The 19,899-nt window shown below is 55.4% G+C and carries 14 protein-coding genes and 1 pseudogene; 9 read left to right on the forward strand and 6 right to left on the reverse strand.

Going from position 1 to position 19,899, the window contains the following annotated elements; all coding sequences use genetic code 11:
• Window positions 1-543: 543 nt before the first annotated feature.
• From KW062_RS04170 to KW062_RS04195, 6 genes are all read right to left on the reverse strand, one after another.
• On the reverse strand, window positions 544-1,536 hold the full coding sequence (locus KW062_RS04170) for a LacI family DNA-binding transcriptional regulator (RefSeq protein WP_105754864.1): 993 nt from the start codon (window positions 1,534-1,536) through the stop codon (window positions 544-546).
• 75 nt (window positions 1,537-1,611) lie between these two features.
• Window positions 1,612-3,111 carry a glycoside hydrolase family 32 protein gene (locus KW062_RS04175; protein WP_105754863.1) on the reverse strand — a complete coding sequence of 500 codons (1,500 nt, stop codon included), beginning with the start codon at window positions 3,109-3,111 and terminating at the stop codon, window positions 1,612-1,614.
• A complete protein-coding gene (locus tag KW062_RS04180; RefSeq protein ID WP_105754862.1) occupies window positions 3,108-4,253 on the reverse strand; it encodes an ABC transporter ATP-binding protein in 1,146 nt (381 codons plus the stop codon). Before KW062_RS04180 ends, KW062_RS04175 begins: the two co-directional genes overlap by 4 nt.
• Window positions 4,254-4,280: 27 nt before the next feature.
• Window positions 4,281-5,123, reverse strand: a complete 843-nt coding sequence (locus KW062_RS04185; RefSeq protein WP_105754861.1) for a carbohydrate ABC transporter permease — start codon at window positions 5,121-5,123, stop codon at window positions 4,281-4,283.
• Window positions 5,120-6,082 (reverse strand): carbohydrate ABC transporter permease, encoded by a 963-nt coding sequence (locus KW062_RS04190; protein WP_105754860.1) that lies wholly within the window; start codon window positions 6,080-6,082, stop codon window positions 5,120-5,122. The genes KW062_RS04185 and KW062_RS04190 overlap by 4 nt, the downstream gene beginning before the upstream one ends.
• A 20-nt stretch (window positions 6,083-6,102) precedes the next feature.
• Window positions 6,103-7,377 carry an ABC transporter substrate-binding protein gene (locus KW062_RS04195; RefSeq protein WP_103394067.1) on the reverse strand — a complete coding sequence of 425 codons (1,275 nt, stop codon included), beginning with the start codon at window positions 7,375-7,377 and terminating at the stop codon, window positions 6,103-6,105.
• Window positions 7,378-7,545: 168 nt separating this feature from the next.
• On the opposite strand from KW062_RS04195, the gene KW062_RS04200 reads away from it, so the two are divergent.
• From KW062_RS04200 to KW062_RS04240, 9 genes and pseudogenes are all read left to right on the forward strand, one after another.
• Window positions 7,546-9,111, forward strand: coding sequence for a carbohydrate porin (locus tag KW062_RS04200; RefSeq protein ID WP_105754859.1), 1,566 nt, complete (start codon window positions 7,546-7,548; stop codon window positions 9,109-9,111).
• A gap of 112 nt (window positions 9,112-9,223) precedes the next feature.
• On the forward strand, window positions 9,224-10,132 hold the full coding sequence (locus tag KW062_RS04205; protein WP_105754858.1) for a carbohydrate kinase family protein: 909 nt from the start codon (window positions 9,224-9,226) through the stop codon (window positions 10,130-10,132).
• Window positions 10,133-10,907: 775 nt separating this feature from the next.
• Complete coding sequence (gene dgt / locus KW062_RS04210; RefSeq protein ID WP_105754857.1) at window positions 10,908-12,380, forward strand: dGTPase; 1,473 nt, start codon at window positions 10,908-10,910, stop codon at window positions 12,378-12,380.
• Window positions 12,377-12,952 carry a primase 1D-like protein gene (locus KW062_RS04215; RefSeq protein ID WP_146118222.1) on the forward strand — a complete coding sequence of 192 codons (576 nt, stop codon included), beginning with the start codon at window positions 12,377-12,379 and terminating at the stop codon, window positions 12,950-12,952. Before dgt ends, KW062_RS04215 begins: the two co-directional genes overlap by 4 nt.
• Window positions 12,953-13,214: 262 nt before the next feature.
• Window positions 13,215-13,421 (forward strand): helix-turn-helix domain-containing protein, encoded by a 207-nt coding sequence (locus KW062_RS04220; RefSeq protein ID WP_105754855.1) that lies wholly within the window; start codon window positions 13,215-13,217, stop codon window positions 13,419-13,421.
• A gap of 28 nt (window positions 13,422-13,449) precedes the next feature.
• Complete coding sequence (locus KW062_RS04225) at window positions 13,450-16,560, forward strand: type I restriction endonuclease subunit R (protein WP_105754854.1); 3,111 nt, start codon at window positions 13,450-13,452, stop codon at window positions 16,558-16,560.
• Window positions 16,554-18,188 (forward strand): HsdM family class I SAM-dependent methyltransferase, encoded by a 1,635-nt coding sequence (locus KW062_RS04230; protein WP_105754853.1) that lies wholly within the window; start codon window positions 16,554-16,556, stop codon window positions 18,186-18,188. Before KW062_RS04225 ends, KW062_RS04230 begins: the two co-directional genes overlap by 7 nt.
• A complete protein-coding gene (locus KW062_RS04235) occupies window positions 18,181-19,368 on the forward strand; it encodes a restriction endonuclease subunit S (RefSeq protein WP_105754852.1) in 1,188 nt (395 codons plus the stop codon). Before KW062_RS04230 ends, KW062_RS04235 begins: the two co-directional genes overlap by 8 nt.
• Window positions 19,369-19,569: 201 nt before the next feature.
• Window positions 19,570-19,749: pseudogene (locus KW062_RS04240) on the forward strand (transposase domain-containing protein); the annotation flags it as partial.
• Between the last annotated feature and the right edge of the window lie 150 nt (window positions 19,750-19,899).

The following is a 19,899-nucleotide window of genomic DNA, read 5'->3' on the forward strand; positions in this document are numbered from 1 at the left end:
CAGCGAACCTACCCACAATGAGCGTTTTATCGCCATCCTCGGGGAGCATTTTCCAACCTGGCTTGAAGCTCGGGCCGAGTTGAATGAGTTGCCGCTGGCGGCTGAGATCTGGAAAGAGTGAGGCAACGTCAGGAGAAACTGAGGAGAAAACGTTGTGTTTAATGGATTTCGGCCACACAGAAGACTTCTGTGGACATCTGATATTGATTCTTGAATGGGCTGGGCGGGGTGTATGGGGCTGGGTGGGGCGTTGTGATTTTATGATTAAAGTGCGCGCTGATGGCTTTTTGCCTTTATCTGCACAGTCAGTCTGGATAGTGTGACATACGGCACATAAATCGGCAGCGATGGGGCGGGCGGCAGGTATTGCCCCAACACAAAAAAAATCTAAGCTGCCTCGTCACGAAGTTGGTATGGAAAGGGATTGGGAGTCGCTGCTGGATGAGCTGTGGGGGCATGGCTCATCGGATCCAGTTGAGCTTGAGACGAGGATTCGTGCATGCCTCGTCACCACAAGCGCGCTATCACCGAATCATCTCATTCTTATAGTGATGACCTGACCACCAATGGACAATCGACTGGCTGGCTTCCCGATACCTCAAGGGTCTCGATCAGGTGCCGGGCAGCCTGGCGACCGATCTCATAATATGGCAGTTGCACTGTGGTCAGCGGCGGGATGAACAGCTCGGCGATACCGATCATGTTGTCGTAGCCGAGCACGGCGACATCGTCGGGAATTTTCAGGCCACGGCCGAACAACAGCTGATAGGCACAAAAGGCAATGCGGTCGTTGCCGCAGATCAGAATGTCGAATTGCGGGCGACCGTCGATGAGGTGTCGGTCGAGGATGGCTGCGGTTTCACCATAGGCGTCATGATCGGAAAGGTCGTATTGCAGGAGTGCGTCAGGCGCCAGGCCGAATGCCTCACAGGCACGCTGCAGGCCTTTTTGTCGCAGGCCCCAGGCCAGGCTCTGTCTTGGAAGATTGATACACAGGGGGCGCTTATAACCGAGGCTCAACGCGTGGTGTACTGCCCGATACTGCCCCATTTCGTCGTCTGGCACATAACTGACCAACTGACTGTCATCCGCCATGCAATTGGCGAGTACCAGGGGTTTGCTCTTCAAGCGCTCGGGAATGCACACCTGGCGAAACCCCATGGCGCTGAAGATCAACCCGTCGGGACGGTGCGACAACATCAGGTCGATGTTCTGGTCGGTGGGCGGGTTGCTCAACAGGTTGAGGATAAAGACGTTCCAGCCGGCTTGCTGTGCGGTCTGTTCGATGGACAGCAGCAGCTCGACCGCGAACGGTGTGGTCGCGGTGTCCAGCGCGAACACACCAATGGTTCGGGACTGGAGATTGTCGCCGCGCATTTTGCGCGCCGACAGGCTCGGCACGAATTGCAGTTCATCAATCGCTTGGCGCACCCGCTGCAGGGTTTCGGGGCTCAACTTTTCCGGATTATTGAGCGCTCGAGAAACGGTCATCAGAGACACGCCGGCCAGCTGTGCAACGTCTTTCACTGAAGTCATGCGAGGCGAAACCTGTCAGGTTGACGCAGAATCATGCCACATGCCCCGCGCTTCTCGCGACCCGAATGACGCGCCTCACAACCAGCCCGAGGCAAGAGGCCATGCCTTGGGAATGGAGACGCGCCCGCCACTTCCACTGGCAAGCAGCTTCACGCCCAGACTGTCTGGCCGCGGATAAAGGCGACTGCTGAGGGTGAAGTGCCCGTTTTCGTCGAACACCTCGATGGACGAGCGATCGAGGAACACATGCAACTCCAGGCGCTCCTGTGCAGGGTCTATCGCCACGCTGCGCTGACCGCTGACTTGGGCACCCGAGCGGCTGCGGTCAAGCACCAGTCGATGCAGGGCCGCATCGTAGTAGAGCAGCGTCTCCTCCTGGCCGTCCTCACTGCAACGCAAGGCGACGCCCAAGTGCCCGGTGCAGTCGAGCAGATCCAGATGCACATGGATTTCGAGCATGTCGCCATTCACCTCCGGCACCCAGCGGGTTCCCGATTCATCCCACCACGGCGTACCCGGCAATGGCGCTTTGCGCAGAGCGGTGAGCTCCCGTGCCGGATACATGTAAAGGCGATCGGCGCACAGTTCCAGTTCGCGCGGCAAACCGAGCATGCCACACCAGTGATGGGCCTGGCTCGGCATCGGGCTTTCCCACATGTCGAGCCACGCCCACACCAGGCGCCGACCGTCGGCGGCGATTAGGGTTTGCGCGGCATAGAAATCATGGCCGTTATCCAGCTCGATAAAAGGTCCGCCCGTGAAGTGCCATTCGCTGTCGAGTCGGCCCACTCGATAACCGGTCTGGTACTTGTTGAGCCGGTCGAAACCTTCGGATTGCATGCCCTGGGGAGAGTACAGCAGCACATCGCGTCCGTTCAGTCGGAACAGATCCGGGCACTCCCACATATAGCCATCACCCTCGCTGCCGCTGGACACATAGTCGAGGAACTCCCAGGTATGCAGATCCGTGGAGCGGTACAGCGGGAGCAACGGCACATCGCCCAGGCGGGCGCCGGCAATCAGGTACCAGGCGTCATTCTCCTGCCATACCTTGGGGTCACGAAAATGCATGATAGCGTCTTGCGGCGCGCGCTCGATAACGACGCCATGCTTGACGAACCGGATGCCGTCGCTGCTGGTGGCCAGGCACTGGACTTGACGGATGAAACGCTCGTCACCGACTTCCCCCAGCCAGGTGTGCCCGGTGTAGATCAGCGCCAGGGTATCGCCACAGACCACCGCGCTACCGGAAAAACAGCCGTCACGGTCGAAGTCATCGCCGGGTGCCAATGCAATGGGCAGATGCTGCCAATGGACCAGATCGGCACTCTTTGCATGCCCCCAATACATCGGGCCCCATTTCGCGTCGAACGGGTAATGCTGATAGAAAACGTGATATTCGCCACGAAAGTACACGACCCCGTTAGGGTCGTTCATCCAGCCCACTGGAGGGGCAATGTGATAACCGGGTCGATAATCGTGGATGACGCGAGACAGGCCGTCACGCAGCGCATGCTGCGCAAGCTCAAGGGCACCAGACATGGGAACGCTCATGGGATTCAAGGACTCAGTCATAGGACGCCTGCTCTTGCCGAGCGCAGAGGGGCGCCATCTGATGGGGTTTCAATCGTCTGTGGGTGGCGCTTCAAGGCCGTGCCGTCGGCGTCGAACAGGTGCAGATGGGCGATCTCCAGTTGCAGCTCGACCCGGTCGCCGACTTGCCATCCGGCGCTGACCTCGCAACGACAAACCAGCGGTTCGTCCTGCGCTGTCTTGAGGTGCACATAGGTTTCGCTGCCCAGGTATTCGACCCCGGTCACGGCGATGCCAGCGCTGCCCGTGGCCGCCTTGAGTGACATGTGCTCCGGGCGAATCCCCAGGCTCAGCGGCGTGCTCGGCGCCAGATGCGAGCTGTCGAAGGGCAGGGACGTGATGCCCCATACAAGGGTATCGACCAGGCTGTTTTCGCCGGGTGCCAGCAGGAGGGCTGGCAGAAAATTCATCGTGGGAGAACCCAGGAAGCCTGCGACAAAGCGGCTGGCCGGGCGCTCATAGAGTTCGCGCGGTGAGCCGACCTGTTCGACGCGACCACCATTGAGCACGACAATTTTGTCGGCCAGGGTCATCGCTTCAACCTGATCGTGGGTGACATAGATCATGGTCGAGCCCAGCCGATCATGCAGCCGGGCGATTTCGTTGCGCATTTGTACGCGCAAGGATGCATCCAGGTTGGAGAGCGGCTCATCGAACAACAAAATGTCCGGTTCCCGCGCCATGGCCCTGCCCATGGCCACACGCTGACGTTGTCCTCCAGACAGCTCCCTTGGCTTGCGTTGCAGCAGTTTGTCCAATTGCAGGATTTGCGCAGTTTTCAGCACGCGTTCGCGCAGGCTGCTCTTTTCCGTCTTGGCCAGTTTGAGACCAAAACTGATGTTGTCGTAGACGCTCATGTGCGGGTACAGCGCATAAGACTGAAACACCATGCCGACGCGACGTTCGCGTGGCTCCAGGTCGTTGACACGCCGCCCGTCGATCAGCAGGTCGCCGCCGCAGATCGAATCCAGTCCGGCGATCAGTCGCAGCAGGGTCGACTTTCCGCAGCCCGAAGGACCGACGAACACCACGAATTCACCCGCCGCGATTTCGAGGCTGACGTCGCGCAGAATCCGCGCGCCGCCCAATTGTTTGTTCACGTTGTCTAGCTTCAATTTGATCACGATGCTGTTCCTTGTCTTTGTTGGGCATCAACCCTTTAACGCGCCGGCAGTGAGACCGGAAACGATTCGGCGCTGGAAGATCAACACCAGAATCACCAGTGGGACGGTGACCAGCACCGAGGCGGCCATCAACAACCCCCAAGGCAACTCGTGGGGGCTGCCGCCGGAAATCAGGGCAATGGCGACCGGCACTGTGCGTTGCGTGTCGGTGAGGGTGAAGGTCAGGGCAAACAGGAACTCGTTCCACGCGGCGATGAACGCCAATAAGCCAGTGGTGACCAGTGCGGGCCAGAGCAGCGGCAACAGCACCCGGGTCAACGTGACCCAGGGGGACGCGCCATCCATGATTGCCGCTTCCTCCAGTTCATGGGGCAGTTGTCCCATGAACGTAGTCAGCACCCAGACGGTGAAGGGCAGGGTGAAAATCGTGTAGCTCAGGATCAATGCCCAGGACGTGTTGTACAGGCCCAGCGCGCGAATCACCTCGAACAGCCCCGACAGCACCGCGACCTGGGGAAACATCGACACGCCCAGGACCATCATCAAGACCACGCCGCGGCCACGGAACTTCACCCGGCCCAAGGCATAGGCGGCGGTCAGGCTGAGGAATAGCGCCAGCATCACCACGGACAGAGCAACCACCAGCGAGTTACCGATTGCCTGCAGGAACGAGGCTTGATGCAGCACTGCAGCGTAATTGGAGAAGTCGGGGTTTTTGATCCAGTAGCTCACCTCGAACAAGGCGCTGGACGGCTTCAGCGACGTCACGATGGCGTAGTAGAAAGGGAAGACCGCATACAGCAGCAATACCCCGATCAGGCACCAGAAACCGAGGCGCAACAGTGCTTTTTTCAGTAGACGCGGGCTCATGAGCGCACCTCCAATTGACGACGTCCGAGGTAGAGGTAAAGCAGGGCGATGACCGCAACCACCAGGAACAGCAGCGTCGAGGCCGCGCTGCCGTAGCCGACGTCCTGAAACTCCACCAGATGCTGGCGGGCGTAGACCGACATACTCATGGTGCTCGATGAGTTCGAGGTCAGCACGTAGATAACGTCGAATACCCGCAGCGAGTCGAGGATGCGGAAGATCGCCGCCACCAGCAGGGCGGGCATCAGCAGGGGAAGCGTGACACGCCAGAACACCCTCAGCGGGTGAATGCCATCGACCCTGGCGGCCTCGTAGCAATCGCTCGGTAACATCTGCAAGGCCGCCAGCATCAGCAGCGTGACAAAAGGCACGGTCTTCCAGACATCGACGATAATCACCGCCCACATCGACAGATCCGCATCGGCCGTCCAGGCCAGGGGCGCATCAATCAGGCCGAGGCTGAGCATCATGTGATTGATGATGCCGAACTGGTCGTTCAGCATCCATGACCAGATTTTCGCCGAGACAATGGTTGGAATTGCCCAGGGAATCAGAATCAACGCACGCACCAGAGAGCGTCCGGTGAACTTGACGTTGAGCAGCAACGCCACCAGCAATCCCAGGACGATTTCCAGGCCCACCGACACCACGGTGAAATGCAAGGTGTTGCGCACCGCGTTCCACCATTGAGGATCAACCAGGATGCCCGACCAGGAGGAACCGTTGTGGAACAGGTAATTGCTCAAGCCGACGAAGGATCCGCCATTGGTGTCCGCCAGGTTGGCGTCGGTCAGGCTGAACCAGAATGTGCGCAGTAGCGGCCAGGCTGCCACCAGGGCCAGACACAGCAGCATGGGTGTCAGAAACAACCAGGCAGCGCGCACTCGGCGACGTTGTACGGGCGTTTCCCGGGTGAGCAGGAGCTCGTCACCGGGGGCATGGGTAGCGGAGACAGACATGGTGGTTTCCTTCCTTTGACTTACCAGTTCCGGCGTTTGATGCGTGTGAGTTCGCTTTCCAGGTCTGCCAGCGCCTGATCAACAGGCAGCTCGCCCGCCAGCACGCCATGCACTCGATCGAAGAACGCATTGGAAACCCGTGGATAGCGATCGGCAGTGACTGAGGCGGGGCGCATGACTCCAGCGTTGAGAATGCTGTGCAGTTGGCTGTAGTAAGGCATTGCCGCGAGCAATTCGGGGTCCTGGTAGAGCGACTCGACAACCGGGTTATAGGCGCCTATCAGGGCACGACGTTTTTGCTCTTGGGCACTGCTCAGGTAGCTCACCAACTCGGCGGCAAGTTTTGGCTGGGCGCTGTAACGCGATACCGCCAGGCCCCAGCCACCGAGGGTTGATGCATGGCTGCCAGCGTCGCCGCCGCGGGGCAGGGGCGCGACGCCGACCTTGTCTTTTACGGCGCTGTCCTGGCTTTGCACCAAGGCCCAGACATACGGCCAGTTACGCATGAACAGCGCATTTCCCGACTGGAATACGCCACGGCCTTCTTCCTCGGTGTAATTGAGCACGCCCCGTGGGGAGATGTCGCCGACCCAGCTTTTCGCCAAGGTCAGCGCCGTTCTCGAGGCCTGACTGTTGACCACGATATCGCCTCGTGAATTGACCAGCCCGCCTTCCGGTTGGCTGCTGATCCACTCCAGCGCATTGCAGGTCAGGCCTTCGTAGGCGCGCCCTTGAAAGATGTAACCCCACGCATTGGGGTTCCCGGCCGTGCGCTCGGCCTGTTGAATACTCCTGGCGGTAGCGGTCATTTCCTCCCACGTCTGGGGAACCGGCAGGTTGTACTTCTCGAGCAAGTCCTTGCGGTAATACAGCAGACCCGAGTCGGTAAACCACGGCATCGTCACCAGCCGTCCGTTCACCGTGGCGTTATCCACCTGTGCCTGGAAATAGCCTTGGGTTGCATTGGCTGGCAGCACCTCGCGCAGATCCATCAGGTGTTTGGCGAGCATCCCAGGCCAGACCATATCGATTTGAATGATGTCGATGTCGGCGGACTGCGCACTGAGGATCTGCTGGTAGAACGACAACCTCTCGGTCGCCGAATTCGGCGTGGAAACCACCTCGACGTGGTGACCGGTCTGTTTTGACCATGCCTCGACAGCCTCCTTGCACAGTTGCAATTCCGCACCCACCGCACCGCAGGAGATCGTCAGATCGGCTGCGTTCGAGAGGGAGGGAAGCCCGGCACAGAGGGTGAGCAGTGCTGCTGGAAAGAGAGATTTGAGCAGTTTCATAAAGGCCCCTTTATTTTTGTTTTTATAAAAGTTAACGTTAACATCGCCAAATGTAGCAGCGTATTTGCGATGAGGCATCCTTTTTTTCGTGGTTTCTGACAAATCGTCATTCGCGAAAAAAGGCCAGTCGCGGCAGCAACAACAATAAAAACAACACAGGAAATCCACATGCAGAAAGCATCAAGCTGGCTACTCGCAGGTGTGCTTGGCACCTCGGCGGCAACCTCCCAGGCGGCGACGCTGGAACAACGCATGGCCGCGTTTGAAGCCCGTGCCAGCGCAGCGGAACAACGCGCTGCCGCCGCCGAGCAGCAAACCCAGGCACTTGCCAGAGAATTGCAACAGATCAAGCTTGCCACTCCCGCCTTGCAGCCCGCAGCGTCGACGGCTGCAGCCAGTTCGGCGCCGGCCCTGGACACCCGAGTGGCAAAACTCGAAGCTCGTCAGCAAAGCCTGGAAAAACAGGGCAGCAGCGGACATCTCACCGACGGCTTCAGCTTCAAGGGCTATGCCCGTTCCGGATTGCTGGTCAACGATGGGCTCGGTGGTGGTCGTGGCGGCCCTTACACAACCCCTGCCGGTTCAGTCGGTGGTGCCGTCGGACGACTTGGCAACGAAGACGACACGTACATGCGCATCGACCTGTCGAAAGAGACCTATGCGCAAAACGGCACCCGTGCCAAATTCACCGTGTCCATCGCCGATGGCGTGGAGAGTTCCAACGACTGGACGGCCGACGAGAGCAACCTCAACGTGCGTCAGGTATTCACTGAACTCGATCATCTCGCCGCCTTCAAGGGCAACTCCGTGTTCGAGAACTCCACCTTGTGGGCAGGCAAACGATTCGACCGGGATAACTTCGATATCCACTGGCTGGACTCGGACGTCGTCTTCCTGGCCGGCACCGGCGGTGGCATCTACGATGTGCAGATGAACCCGGACTGGCGTTCGAATTACTCCCTGGTCGGGCGTAACTACGGCGATTTTAGTGAGGGCGGTGTCGATGCCGATGTGGAAAGCTACATCCTGACTTCCAACCAGTTCTTCGACAGGGGGCAGTGGCAGTGGATGTTCAATGCCATTGGTGCAAAGAAAAACGACATTTCCATCCGCAGCAATGAAGCGGGTCTGTCGCCTGCGGATTCCGGTTTGCAGAGCATGCTGGTCAATCACCAGAAAGACTTTTTCGGCCGGCAAGGCTTCTTCAAGACGGCGCTGCTCTATGGGCAAGGCCTGGGGGCAGAGGTCAAGAACATCGGCTCGGATGGCGAACTGATCGACGACGCCCGCGCTCTGCGATTGGCGGTTTACGGCGAGACACCGATCGCGCCGGGCTGGCGCATCGGCCCCAGCCTGTTGGCCGAGCAAAGCAAGGACCGGTACGTCAAGGGTGACGATTACCGCTGGATGACCCTGAACGTACGGTTGGCCAATGAAATCAACCGCAATTTCGAGATGGCCTACGAAGTGAGCTGGCAAACCATGGACCTCGACCCCAAGGGCTACCTGCAACGTAATGCGGTCGACGGTGACTTCTGGAAATTCACCATCGCCCCGACATTCAAACCGGATGTTGGCGACCTGCTCACACGTCCCGAACTGCGCGTGTTCGCAAGCCTCATGGACTGGTCTTCGGACCTGGACAGATACAGCACCTCTGACTCCTTCGGCAGGTCGGACTTCAGTGCTGGAGGCGTGTGGCAGTACGGCATACAGATGGAAACCTGGTTTTAATAGTTGAACGCGTCCGGCCAACACCAAGACGCCAAGGCGTATTGAGTCAGTGATTACCGGTCGAAGCTGATTAGCCAGCAGTTACCTACGATAAAGTATTGAGGAAATGACGATGGTATTGCCGCGCGCATTAGTATTTGGCGAAGCTCTGACCGACCTTGTCCAAGGCACTCCTGGACAGTGGAAGGGCTACCCAGGTGGTGCTCCATGGAACGTTGCACGAGCGCTAAGTCGCTTGGGTGTTGGCTGCGCTTTTGCTGGGTCGGTGAGCATGGACTCACTGGGTGACGAGATAGTTTTGCAGTCGGAAGCGGCAGCGTTGGATATGAGGTTTATCCAACGGGTAGACCGAACTCCTTTGGTCGCCATCGTTCCATCAAGCAGCCCTCCAAAATACTTTTTTGCTGGAGATGCCGATCTGTTTTTTGATCCCGATCTAATGCCCGAGGGATGGATCAACCAAGCAGAGCTGTGTCATTTCAGCTGCATCAGTTTGGCTCGACAGCCACTCGCAGACAGGCTGGTCAACATTGCTCAGCAGGCAAAAGAAGCGGGTAAACGGATTAGTTATGATCCGAACTGGCGCAATTTAATGGATGGCCATTATCGGGAGCATACCTTCCCTACGATGACGACCCTTGCTGACATGATTAAGCTTTCCGACGAAGACCTTCGGCACATTTATCCAGGGCTGACCGAACACCAGGCAATGGATGAGCTTCGCGCTCTCAACCCTCAGGCGCATATCTTGTTTACCCGAGGGGAGCACGGGATGATTCTCCACACCCCGGACAGCCAACTCGAGCAGCCGGCTATTGCCGTGAAAGTGCAAGACACGGTGGGAGCAGGAGACGCTTGTATGGCGGGTTGGTTGGCGGCGGACTTGCTGGGGATCTCAGACTTGAGCGCGCGCCTGCGATTTTCAGCGGCTTGCGCCTCCATCTCTTGCCGCTATCCCGGAGCCCATGCTCCAGCGCTAACTGATGTGGAAGGTTTGCTGCGGGTGATAGCAGGTACCTGATCATGGTTGTCGGCGCCGGGGAATTGTCTGGGTACGCGGGAATTCAAAAGCCCCTGGCAGCGCTGAGATCCGTGTATTTACTGGATTTCAGGCACAAAAAAAGACGTCCGTGGACGTCTTTGTTTGATCATTTGGTGGGCCGGGGTAAGTTGAATTCGTTAGGTAGCATATTGATTTATATGAATAATTCTTAGTTTTTCTTTTGGCAGGAATACCAATTGGAATACGATGCGAAATCGCCCGCCACTTGACCACCCGTTTGAATTCGATCTGACTACCGATTGGAGCTGTGTTGACCAGCTCGCTTCGTAATCATAATTGGTAAACAACTGACCACAGCGGCGAGCCATCCCGTCTACGAAACAATGGACGACTCAATCAGGCCTATGCGCCTCCCTCGTTGAACCGAATCGCCAGAGGGCGGAGTCTACGGTTGTTGGGCCATATCCTACATTTCGGTTTCTAGGTGCTTTTGACGTTGCCTCTTGTCCGTTGCACCGACGCACATACGTCGCTCCAGCACAGATGGGAGCTTACTCAGCTTGCTCGCGCTAACGCTTGGCGGATACATTCGCGTGTAGGCATCTGGGAATGGCGTGACCCTGACGGCACGCCCACTCCAGGCAGGGCATCTCAGAATTAGCACCGGGGAAATGAGCACGTTTCATTCAGGCATCAGCTGTGATCTGCTGTGAGGCAGGCGAGCTCTACCGGCTCAGCGCCAGGGTTCAACGATGTTCAACTTTCATAATTACCAAGCCAGCTAGGACGCATCGTGACTACCGTATACACCAAGATTCTTTCAAATACTCGATTCCGAACCTCCGAAGTTTCCGATCGTCATATTTTATTGGAGGCTGAAAGCGACAGGGGACGGCTTTTGTTCTGTCCGGCTTTCAGGAGGCTCCAGCAAAAGGCACAAGTCTTTTCGATGGAGTCCAACGCTTCGGTAAGGAGCCGGTTGACGCACTCCTTAGAAGTTGCTCAGGTTGGCCGTTACATTGCTGATCAGATTTCCATACAACTCATGGAGAAGAAGCTTGCCGAGAAAGAGGAATGTGCTGCTTTGACAACATTCGTCGAGACGGCGTGCTTGATGCATGACATTGGAAATCCACCATTTGGCCATTTCGGTGAGTTTGCAATTTCTGAGTGGTTCAAGATTAATGGTGTAGATGCGCTGAAATGCGCGTTTGAAGCGTCAGGTGTAGCGGGGGCTGAGACATATAAAAACCAAGCGCTTGCTGATTTTATTGAGTTTGACGGCAATCCCCAAGGGATAAGGATTGTCACTAAGCTCCAGCGGAATAATGATGAGTTTGGTTTGAATCTAACCAAAACCACGTTAGCAGCCTACCTGAAATACGTGCGTACCAGCGGCATTAAGCCGGAAGAAGTTGAATCTCCATTTGTTAAAAAGTGTGGTTACTTCTCGACGGAGGTAGACATCGTCGAGAGTGTGTGGCGAGAGTTCGGCTACAATATCCCGCAGCGGTATCCTCTTGCATATATCATGGAGGCTGCTGATGATATCGCTTACTGTATCAGTGATCTCGAAGACTCGATTGAAAAGGGGTTATTGAACCAGTCTTCTGCATTGTCTGATATCGACAGCCAATGGCGGAGTGCTGGTTACGATAAATTAGAGTTCTCAAGTATCATCACAGCGGCGCTTACTAACGCCGCCAATGGTGAGAAACCAGATGGGAAGCCATATACGTTCACGGATTTTCGCACAAACCTGAATCGGGCGTTGGTTAATCATGCTGCGGAACAGTACATCATCCATCATGACGAGGTGCTGAGCGGGGCGATGTCTTCGTTAATTTCTGCGGAGTCGGCTTACGGAAAGATTCTCGAGCTGTTGAAAGATTATTGCCGGGACCGGGTCTACTGCCACGAGAGCGTCCAGAAAATTGAGCTGGCTGGCTATAAGGCAATATCTGGCTTGCTTGAGCAATTCTCGTGCCTCCTTAAAATTGGTGAGGAGCGTTTTGCTCTGGCTTTGGATGGTCAAAAGAAAGATGAGCAAGGTCATAAGATTGTTATCGAATCTAAATTGTTATCACTCTTTCCAAAAAGATATATTCAGGCTTATCGCGATGATCTGGCCAGGCTCTCTAGAGACGAAAGCTTCCATGTAAAAGAATGGGTGCTGAGGGCTCATCTGGTTACTGATTTCATTTCCGGTATGACAGATGACTTCTCGATTGATACCTATCAAACTCTGTCTGGAATCAAATTGTGATATTACGCTCCAAGGAACATCCCTACTGGCATGTGGCGGCTATGGTTGTCTTAAATGCCCAGCCAGTTGAGGCGGTAGAGTTAAGCTTCTATCACTACCTACCTCAATCATTGACCGATACAAGGCATGTGGTGACCGTTGGGGTAGAGAATTTTTTGGACTTGATTTATATGGAGAGGTTAATAAAAAGCTGTCCGGCAGGAGCGGAGGTAGCGATTCATTCCAGAGTAAAAATGCTGAATGGCGAAATCAAGCATATTCCAATGATTGATCTGTCAACGGCGGCAGTGGCTCACCTTTCCAAACTCAGGCCGTTCCTCGATGAGGATTTCGAAGGATTTGCATGGTTCAAAAGCGGTCGGTCATATCATGGTTACGGGGGTAGGTTCATCAACTCCGAAGAGCTCATAGACTTAATGGGACGGCTGCTCTTGGCTAACCAGATTGGAATGCCGCCAACGGTAGATCCGCGATGGGTCGGCCATCGTCTAATCGCTGGATATGCCGCTCTTCGATGGACGAAGAATACCTCCCAATACACCGACATCCCTCGCCGAGTTTTTCCGGTGTAGAAGTGATCTAGGCCGCCCGGCTTGCTCCCGTCACCGCTTAAGGCGAGGCGAGCCAGCCGAGGTCACCAATCCAACAGCCTAATTCCTCCCGCTTTCCAATCAAAGTATGGTGGGTGAGCATCTGTAGCGGTCGTCTTGTGTGGTCTCCCCCTAGTACTTGGCGTTGGTGGCTATAAGGGCCAGTTTCAGGCCTGTGCGAGTGCAGCTCGCACTGGTAGACTTCAGCCGATTTAAAACGACTATGAGAGTGTTAGGCTGAGCTATGAGTACCGAGCCTTGGGTCACTGCTGAGCAGGTCGCCCTCCATTTGGGGGTTGCCAAAGATACGGTCTATCGCTGGCGTGAGCGGCGGGGCATACCGGCTCATCGCATTGGCAGACTCTGGAAATTCCAGCTCTCCGAGGTGGATGAATGGGTCCGGGCTGGTGGCGCGGATGATGCCTCTGACACCGTGGCGCAACATAACTAGCGTATTGCATTAAGGATGAGCACACCTGATGGTTTTCAGTGAAGATTCGCGCGTCAAGATTCCCTGCATCTTGCACCTGGTTCGCCTGGGTTACAGCTACCTATCCCTGAAGGGTGCTTCCTGGGATCAGCAAACCAATATCTTTCCGGCGCTTTTTTGTTCTTCGCTGGCCAGGATCAACCCTGGCGTGGAAACCGATGACATCGACCGCCTGCTGGCGGAAGTCAAGCTCTTGCTGGACAACGAAGACCTCGGCAAGGCTTTCTACGACAAGCTCACCGAGCGCTCTGGCATCCGCCTGATCGACTTCGAGAATTTCGACAACAACAGTTTCCACGTTGTGACCGAGCTGCCATGCCGAAATGGTGATGATGAGTTCCGGCCCGACATCACCCTGCTTATCAATGGCATGCCGCTGGCCTTCATTGAGGTCAAGAAGCCCAACAACCGCGAAGGCGTGTTGGCTGAACGCAACCGCATCATCATGCGCTGTCGCAATCAGCGCTTCCGTCGTTTCATCAACATCACGCAGTTGATGGTCTTCTCCAACAACATGGAGTATGAAGACGGCTCGCCGCAGCCAATCGAAGGTGCCTTCTATGCCAGCCCTTCGTATGATTTGCCAATCTTCAACTACTTCCGTGAAGAGGAAGCATTGAATCTGGCCAAGCTGCTGGTTGCCGAAAATGACGACGTCGAGAACGCGGTTCTGCGCGACAACAATCTCAACGTCATCAAGCACAGCCCTGAATTTCTCAGTAACAAAGATCCTGATGCACCGACCAACCGCATATGCACGTCATTGTTCAGCCGACAACGGCTGGCGTTTCTACTGCGTTTTGCACTTGTCTATGTCAACGAGGCTGATGGGCTGCAAAAGCACGTCATGCGCTACCCGCAGCTTTTCGCCACTAAGGCAATTGAGAAGAAACTCGATGCTGGCGTACGCAAAGGCATCATCTGGCACACCCAGGGCAGCGGTAAAACCGCGCTTGCCTATTACAATGCTCGCTTTCTGACGGACTACTTCCAGCGCAAAGGCATCATCCCCAAGTTCTATTTCATCGTCGATCGGCTCGATCTGCTCACCCAGGCCCAACGCGAATTTGTTGGTAGGGGGCTGATTGTACACAGCATTGACACTCGTGAAGCCTTCGCTCGCGACATCAAGGCCACCCAGGTGCTGCACAACCACAGCGGCAGGTCAGAGATCACCGTGGTCAACATCCAGAAGTTCCAGGATGACCCGGACGTGGTGCGTACTGAGGATTACGACGTCAACATCCAGCGTGTTTACTTCCTTGATGAGGTGCATCGCAGTTACAACCCGCAGGGCAGTTTTCTCGCCAACCTCAGCCAGTCAGACCGTAATGCCATCAAGATTGGTCTTACCGGCACCCCATTGTTAGGTGACGATCGTAACTCCCGGGCTTTGTTCGGTGACTACATCCACAAGTACTACTACAACGCATCCATCGCCGACGGCTACACCCTGCGACTGATCCGTGAAGAAATTGCCACCAACTACAAGCTGGTCCTTCAGGAGGCGCTGGCCGCTGTCGAACTGCAACAGGGTGACATTGACCGCAAGCTTGTCTACTCCCACCCAAAGTTCGTCGAGCCTATGCTCGAATACATCGTGCGTGATTTCGAAAAGAGCCGCGGTGCGCTGGCCGACGCCAGCATCGGCGGTATGGTGATCTGCGACAGCGCCGAGCAGGCCCGGCAGATGTTCGAGATATTCAACGACGCTCATGCCAGGCAGGGCCAGCCTACCCCCAAGCTCCAGAACTCCTCTCAAGTCTTGATCGCCGCCGAGCAGCGAGGCAGCTACGTCGCCCGTAGCCTACAGGAAAATCGCGTCAAGTCTGCCGCTCTGATCCTGCACGACATAGGCAGTAAGGAAGAGCGCAAGCAATGGGTGGAAGACTTCAAGGCGGGCAAGATCGACTTGCTGTTCGTCTACAACATGCTGCTCACCGGCTTCGATGCCAAGCGCCTAAAAAAGCTTTACCTCGGTCGGGTGATTCGTTCGCACAACCTGTTACAGGCACTCACCCGCGTCAATCGTACCTACAAGGATTTCCGTTACGGCTATGTGGTCGATTTCGCCGATATCCGTAAGGAGTTCGACGCCACCAACAAGGCCTATTTCGACGAGCTTCAGGCCGAGCTAGGCGACGAGGTCGAGCACTACTCCAATTTGTTCAAATCTGCTGAAGAAATCGCCGAGGAAATCGAAGCGATCAAGGACATCCTATTCAGTTTCAACGTCGAAAACGCCGAAGAGTTTTCACGGCAAATCACCCAAATTCAAGATCGCGCCACGGTGCTGGCGCTCAAGAAGGCCCTGGCCGACGCCCGCAGCCTCTACAACCTAATTCGTCTACAGGGTGACTACACGCTCCTGCAACAGCTTGATTTTCAGAAGCTAAACCAGCTCTACCGCGAAACCTGCAACCACCTTGACCTGCTCAACCTGAAAGAGAGTATCGAATCCAGCACCGATACCGGTAACCTGCTCAACGTCGCATTGGAAGACGTGCTGTTCATGTTCAGAAAGGTCCGAGAAGAAGAGCTGGTACTGGCTGACAAGCTCAAGAACACTCTGCGCCAGACCCGCGAGGCCTTGGCTGATAACTTCGACCAGCAAGACCCCAAGTTCATTACTCTCAGGGAAGAACTGGAGCGACTGTTCAAGAAAAAGAAACTCAACGAAGTCACCCAAGACGAAATGACTGCCAACATCGGCGCGCTCAACGCGATTCACGATCAGGTCAAAGAACTCAATCGGCAGAATAATCAGCTGCGCGCCAAGTACCAGGGTGACGCGAAATACACCCGCATCCACAAACGTCTGCAAGAGCGCGGCGGTCTCACCCAAACCGAACGCCGCCTGTTTGAGGCACTCTCCGGTGTCAAACAGGCCGCCGACGAGCAGGTACTGCAGAACACCCAGTTAGTGAATAACGAAAGCTACTTCGAAGGGATGATGATGCCGCTTGTAATTGGCGAGTTCCAAATTCGCCAGAGAATCCAGCTCACTCCAGACGCTTCCCGCGCCATTAACCAGTTGGTGGTGGCCGAATACATCAATGAATTTGCCTCCGGCACTCGAACAGGAACACGTACGTGGTAACGCAAGAGTTTGAGCAACGCACCCGCCAACTGATCGACAGTCTCAAGGGCATCTGCGCTGCCTATGGCCTGGGCAACGATGGCAACGAATTCAAGATCATCACCCAGGTCTTTCTCTATAAGTTTCTCAACGATAAATTCACCTTCGAAGCCAAGAGAATCCGCCCCGAGCTAGGCCAGGCCCTCACTTGGGAGCAGGCTATGGCTAGTCTTAGCATTGATGAGTTGGAGATGCTGCAACTGCAGATGGGTCCGGATACGGCCCGCCTGAAGCCTGAACACTTTCTAGCCCATCTGTTCGGTCGGCAGAATGCTCCCGAGTTTGCCAAGCTGTTTGACGACACTCTGCAAGATATTGCCTTTACCAATAACGATATCTTTGCAGTGAAAACCGACGGCGGCGAGAAGATCAGGCTTTTTGATCGAGTCAGCGAATTCATCTCCGATCCGTCCAAGCGCGACAACTTTTGCCGCGCACTGATCAACAAACTGGTGGAGTTCAGCTTTGAGCGCATCTTCACCCAGAAGTACGACTTCTACGCAGCGCTTTTCGAATACCTGATCAAGGATTACAACAAGGACAGTGGTGGCAAATACGCCGAGTATTACACCCCGCACGCCGTGGCCAAGATCATGGCGGCCATCCTGGTGCCGGAGACTGCGCGCGGCAAAATCAGGAACGTGAGCTGCTATGACCCCTCCGCCGGCTCCGGCACCCTGTTGATGAACATCGCCCACGCCATCGGGGAGCAGCGTTGCAGCATCTATTCGCAGGACATCTCACAAAAGTCCTCCAGCCTGTTGCGCCTGAACCTGATTCTCAACAACCTGGTGCACTCCATCCCTAACATTATCCAGGGCAACACCATGCTCCACCCCTACCATCGGGAGGGCAAGGCGCTTAAAAAATTCGACTATATCGTCAGTAATCCACCGTTCAAGATGGATTTCAGCGATTTCCGTAACGAACTGGACAGCAAGGAGCATCTGGAACGCTTCTTCGCCGGAGTGCCGAGCATTCCCAAGCAGGCCGTCGACAAAATGGCCATCTACCAGCTGTTCCTGCAGCACATCATCCATTCACTTAAACCCGGCGGTAAAGCGGCTGTGGTAGTCCCCAGCGGCTTTATCACCGCGCAAAGCGGTATCGACAAAGCTATCAGGCAGCACCTGGTGGATAACAGAATGCTGGCAGGCGTAGTCTCAATGCCCAGCAACATCTTCGCTACGACCGGAACCAACGTATCCATCCTGTTCATTGATGCCGCCAACAAAGAAAATGTGGTTCTAATCGACGCATCCGGCCTCGGCACCAAGGTCAAGGACGGCAAGAACCAAAAAACCTTGCTCTCAGACGCCGAGGAAGACCGGATCATTGCCGCCTTCAATGGCAAGCAAGCGGTGGAGCATTTCTCGGTAGTGGTGAGTTATGACGATATTAGCGCCAAAAATTACAGCCTGAGTGCCGGGCAGTATTTTGAGGTGAAGATCGAATACGTCGACCTGACGCCTGCACAGTTCGCCGCAAAGTTGCATGGATTTACTCACAATTTGGATAAATTGTTCAACGAATCAGCCGGGCTGGAACAGGATATCCGAAAAAAATTGGCGGGGTTGCGATATGAATAATTGGCAACCAATGACCATTGGTCATTTTTTATCGCTGCAGCGGGGATATGATCTAACTGGAGATGAACGAGAAGTTGGCAATATTCCCGTAGTGGGTGCCGCCGGTCAGAATGGCTTTCACAATAAAGCGCTTGCGTCAGCGCCGGGCATTGTTGTGGGTCGATGCGGGGGATCATTTGGTCAGGTGTACTTTTCAAAGGAAGACTTCTGGCCGCACAACACCGCAATGTTCGTTACGGACTTCAAGGGCAATGATCCGTATTTTGCTTATTACCTCCTGAAGAACATTGACTTTAGCAAGCTGAATTCAGGTAGCGCGCAGCCTTCCCTGAATCGAAATTATGTCTACCCAATAAAAATTACTGTTCCCAAACCGCCTGAACAAAGAAGAATCGCCGCCGTCCTTTCCGCTTTGGATGCCAAGATCGACTGCAACAATCGTATCAACGCCGAACTGGAGATGATGGCTAAGACGCTGTACGACTACTGGTTCGTGCAGTTCGACTTCCCTGATGCCGATGGCAAACCCTACAAGTCCTCTGGCGGCAAGATGAGCTATAACGCCACCCTGAAGCGCGCGATCCCCGAGGGCTGGATGGATGGCACCTTGAATGATCTCGGACAGATTGTCGGCGGTAGCACGCCGTCAACGAAAAAGCCGGATAACTTCACTACCAATGGTACGCCGTGGATCACTCCTAACGACCTGTCCGATAATCAGGGCAACAAGTTCATCACCCGAGGCGCACAAGACGTTTCCTTCAATGGAATTAAGGACGCATCGCTGAAAAAATACCCTCCAGGAACAGTTTTGCTCAGTTCCCGTGCACCTATTGGTTATATGGCTATCGCCCGAGCTGAGCTGACCACAAATCAGGGCTTCAAATCTTTTATTCCCAGCAATGGCTACTCTTCCGCATTCATTTACTACACCGTCATGAACTCCTTGAAAGCCATTACTCAGTACGCATCTGGATCAACCTTCAAAGAGGTATCTGGGGCTGTCTTGAAAACAGTGAAAATCACGCGGCCAGAGCGGAGTCCTGTCGAGGAATTCACTAAGCGTGTAGAGCCGTTTTTTCGGCGGCAAGATTTGCTCGAACAGGAAAACCAGCAACTCACCCAGCTTCGCGACTGGCTGTTGCCCATGCTGATGAACGGCCAAGTCACGGTGGCTTAATGTAGTCTGCCGTGACTGAGAACCACAGAAACTCATTCGCAACCTTGCTGCGAAGCTTCTGATATTCATTGGTAAGGCGTGTTTACCGGGCACTCACGGAGCGGTTCGCACATTGGTATCTGCTACGGGCATCGAATGTGTGATCAAGAGCCATGTGACGGGAGATTGTCACGTACGGTTCTGTGAGCAGCCGAGAGGTGAAACTCCCTTTGGCCCGGCTCGCTACGCAGCGATCAACGTGCATCGGCGCTGATGAGCCTGATCCAGTCGGCCAAGCTCAACGGGCATGATGCACATGCTTATTTGAAGGACGTCCTCACTCGCCTGCCGACGCAAAGGGCGAGTGAAATCGGAGAGTTGTTGCCGCATCGTTGGCCACCGGCTTCGTTACGCAACACGGGATGCCCGACCGCTTACCGAGCGCCCAAGGTTGTATCTGGTTGTCAGGTAGTCAGACGCGGTTGCCAGCGCCTAACCCTTGAGAACCGTGCATGTGAGTTTCCTAGCACACGGCTCAAGCCTCTGCTAAGG

The sequence above is a fragment of the Pseudomonas fluorescens genome (assembly GCF_019212185.1).
Classification (GTDB): domain Bacteria; phylum Pseudomonadota; class Gammaproteobacteria; order Pseudomonadales; family Pseudomonadaceae; genus Aquipseudomonas.